Below are 3,833 nucleotides of genomic sequence, written 5' to 3' on the forward strand. Positions count from 1 at the left end.
GGGCGGGTCGTCGGTATGCGCGTCGGTGATCGAGCCGGATGACGCGCCTGGAATTCGACAGAGTTGCCTCGATCTCGGAATCTGGCCGGACCGACGAACTCGCGTGAGATCGGCGAACAGAGTCGGCCAACCCCAATCCGCACGCATCGGGACCTCAGTGCCGTCGCGAAGCACCTCAGCGCCACGCTCAACGACCCACGGATCGGTCAGGAGAGCCACAATCACTCAGGGTTCGCGGGGCTGGGCGAGGGCTCGCACGGTCTCGATCGTGTCCGCCTCCGCGGCCGACCTGTCGTCGAGGTAGCGCAGCACCCGGGCGAAACGCAGCGCGAAGCCACCGGGGTAACGGCTGGATCGCTGGAGCCCGTCGAAGGCGACCTCCACCACCTGCTCGGGGCGCAGCCGGACCGTCCACCCGTCGTCCTCGACCGCGAGCTCGCCGAACCGGCGGGTCTGCCACGTGAGCATCTCGTCCGTCATACCCTTGAACGTCTTGCCGAGCATGACGAACCCGCCACTCGAAGCGTCGCGCGCACCGAGGTGGATGTTCGAGAGCAGGCCGCTGCGCCGTCCGGACCCCCGCTCGACGGCGAGCACCACGAGGTCCAGGGTGTGCCGCGGCTTCACCTTGACCCACGCGCCGCCGCGCCGGCCCGCGTCGTACGGCGCGGCGGCGTCCTTGACGATCACGCCCTCCTGGCCGGCGGCCACCCAGCGGGAGAACGCGGCCTGCGCGACGACGACGTCGTCGGTCACGACCCGGTCCACCAGGTGCCCGCCGGCGACGGCGTCGAGGACCGCCAGCCGCTCGAGCAGCGGAGCGTCCAGGAGATCGCGGCCGTCGACGTGCAGCACGTCGAAGAAGAATGGATGCAGCTCCGTGCCGGCGGCAACCTCCGCGTCGCTGGTCGCGCTCCGGGCGGACGTCTCCTGGAACGGCCGCGGGCGACCCGAGGGGTCGAGCGCGAGGGCCTCGCCGTCGAGCACAACCGTGCGCACCGGCAGCGCCCGGACGACGGCGACGAGCTCGGGCACGCGGGCGGTGATGTCGTCGAGGCTCCGGGTGAACACGCGCACCTCGTCGCCGTCGCGGTGCACCTGCACCCGGATCCCGTCGAGCTTGGCGTCGACGACGACCCGTCGACTGGCGAAGCCGGAGACGGCGGCCGGCACGTCGGGCGCCGAGGCGGCGAGCATCGGACGGACGGGCCGGCCGACGGTCAGGCCGAACTCGCCGAGCGCCGCGAGCGTCTCCTGCGGCGACCCCGCCCCGAGGGCCGCCGACGCGACGAGCTCGGTGGAGCCCGCGAGCATCGCGGCCCGCCGGACGGCCTCCGGCGGCACCCCCGCCGCCTCCGCGACCGCGTCCAGCAGCAGCGCGTCGAGCGATCCCTGGCGCAGGTCCCCGGTGACCAGGCCGCGCAGCAGGCGCTGCTCGGGCTCGGTGGCCGCCGCGAACAGCTCCGCGGCGAGCGCGGACCGGGCGAGGGCCGAGCCGGACCCCGCGAGCTGCGCCATCCGCTCGAAAACGGCATCGACCACGAGCACGTCGAGGGACGGCTCGGCAGCCGGCGCCGGCATTGCCGCGAGGGAACGCCAGCCCAGCCCCGTCCGGCGCTGCCGCAGCTCGCCGGCGAGATACCGGGCGACCACGGGCACCTCGTCCGGCCCGGCGCTGCGCAGCAGGTCGACGAGCAGCGCGCGCTTCGCCAGGCGGGAACGCGTGGCGGCCAGGGCGACCGAGGTGGCGGCGACGTCGGCGAGCAGCACGGGCTCATCCTCCCGCCGGGAGCGTCGTGCCGCTTCCCGGGCGACGATGCGACGCCACGCCGCTACGGGCGAGCGTGGCTTCGGTTGCCGAATGATCTGATGATCCGGCGGATTGCCCTGCGAAGTGAGGCATGTCGCTCGCGGGAGTGCGCTACAGTCGCTCGCAAGTCATCAGATCAATTGTGGATCTGTGAGTGCACATATGGGACAAAGAGGTCGCGTGATGGTGTTCTCTGAGGTGCAGCGGGAAGCCGGGGTGAGTGCGCCCAAGGCGGCGATGACTCGAACTCGGTGGTACATCATCTGGCTGGCCTTCGCCGGTCTGGCGATCAACTACCTGGACCGAGCGAGCCTCAGCGTGGCCCTGCCGTTCATGGCCGACGACTTCACGCTGACGGCGACGCAGGAGGGGTTCGTCTTCGCGGCGTTCTTCTGGTCCTACGACGTGTGCCAGCTGGCCGCGGGCTGGTACGTGGACAAGGTCGGCCCCCGCAAGTCGTTCACATTGGCCGCGCTCTGGTGGTCAGCCTTCACGATGCTGACCAGCAGCGTTCGAGGATTTGGGTCTCTCATCGGCGTCCGGGCTCTGCTCGGGATCGGGGAAAGCCCCGCCAACGTCACGAGCGCCAAGGTCGTCGCTACCTGGTTCCCGACCCGGGAGCGTGGACTCGCCACGAGCATCTGGGACTCGGGCTCGCGCGTGGGAGCCGTCGTCTCGCTGCCCATCGTCACGGGGATAGTCGCGGTGTTCCACTGGCGCGCGGTGTTCATCATCATCGGTCTCGTCGGGATCGTGTGGGCGTTCGTCTGGTGGAAGTACTACCGGTCGCCCCAGGAGCACCCGAGCACGAACGAGGCGGAGCGTCGCTACATCCTCGACGGCGGTGCGCGCAGCTCGCAGACCGATGACGAAGCGGCGACCAGGATCAGATGGATCTCACTCTTTCGGTATCGCAAGGTGCTGGTCATGATGTTCGGCTTCTTCTGCCTCAACAGCTGCATCTACTTCTTCATCACGTTCTTCCCCAGCTATCTCGTCCAGGAGCGAGGCTTCTCGCTGATGAAGCTCGGTTGGTTCGGAGCGATCCCGGGGATTACCGCGGTCCTCACCGCCTGGCTGGCCGGCCGACTGGCCGACCGCGCGATCGGGCGCGGCGTCGGCGTGTCGGTCGTGCGCAAGACCTGCATCGTCGGCGGGCTGTTCGGGGGATCGGTGATCATGTTCGCGACCTTCGTACCCGAGGCCTGGATGGCGCTCGCCCTCCTCGCCGTCTCGTACTCGTCCCTCGCCATTGCCGGGATGGGCATCTGGTCGCTCCCCGCCGACATCGCCCCGAGCTCGCATCACGTGGGGTCCATCGGCGGGATGCAGAACTTCGCCTCCAACCTGGCCGGCATCTTCACGCCGATCATGGTCGGTGTCCTCGTCGACAGGACCGGGTCGTTCCGGGCGCCGCTGGCCGTGATCGGAGTCGTCGCCGTCATCGGAGCGCTCAACTACCTCTTCCTCCTCGGCAAGGTCGAGCCGCTGACGATCAACGCGGCCTCGACGACGGCGCGAGATTCGGCGTAGTCCCCAGCCCGCTTTGAACGATGCATGTTCGGCCCGTGGCCCACAGGGACGCGAGGCCGATCCCTCAACGAAGGAGTGGTACATGGTCAAGATCGTCATCACGGAGTGCGACCACGACTCGTTTACGGCGGAGCACGAGGTGACGGACCCGGCGGGGGCCGAGCTGGTGCTGACCCAGTCGTTCACGGCCGCCGACCTGGTCGCCGGTGCCGCGGGCGCGGACGCGATCCTCGTGCAGTACGCGGAGATCACCTGCGAGGTCATGGATGCCCTGCCCGGGCTGCGGGCGATCGGGCGCTATGGCGTGGGCGTGGACTCGGTCGACGTCCCCGCGGCGACCGCGCGCGGCATCGCGGTGTGCAACGTGCCGGACTACGGCACGGAGTCCGTCTCGGACCACGCGATCGGGCTCACCCTCGCCGCGGCCCGCGGCATCCCGCGCCTGGACCGTGGGCTGCGGGCCGGCTCGTTCGACCTGGCCGCGGTCCGT

2 protein-coding genes and 1 pseudogene are annotated in these 3,833 nt (G+C 70.2%); 2 read left to right on the plus strand and 1 reads right to left on the minus strand.

Features of this window, described 5'->3' with window-relative positions; all coding sequences use genetic code 11:
- Nucleotides 1-225: 225 nt before the first annotated feature.
- Complete coding sequence (locus VIM26_RS02740) at nucleotides 226-1,770, minus strand: ATP-dependent DNA ligase (protein ID WP_331948787.1); 1,545 nt, start codon at nucleotides 1,768-1,770, stop codon at nucleotides 226-228.
- A gap of 223 nt (nucleotides 1,771-1,993) precedes the next feature.
- Between VIM26_RS02740 and VIM26_RS02745 the strand changes: the two genes are divergently transcribed.
- Complete coding sequence (locus tag VIM26_RS02745) at nucleotides 1,994-3,343, plus strand: MFS transporter (RefSeq protein WP_331948788.1); 1,350 nt, start codon at nucleotides 1,994-1,996, stop codon at nucleotides 3,341-3,343.
- An 82-nt stretch (nucleotides 3,344-3,425) separates the two neighbouring features.
- Nucleotides 3,426-3,833: pseudogene (locus VIM26_RS02750) on the plus strand (C-terminal binding protein); the annotation flags it as partial.

The sequence above is a fragment of the Pengzhenrongella sp. genome (assembly GCF_036565025.1).
Taxonomy (GTDB): Bacteria; Actinomycetota; Actinomycetes; order Actinomycetales; family Cellulomonadaceae; genus Pengzhenrongella.

Excerpts from the sequence above, each read along its gene's own strand:
- VIM26_RS02745 (WP_331948788.1), top strand. The coding sequence starts at position 1,994 with ATGGTGTTCTCTGAGGTGCAGCGGGAAGCCGGGGTGAGTGCGCCCAAG.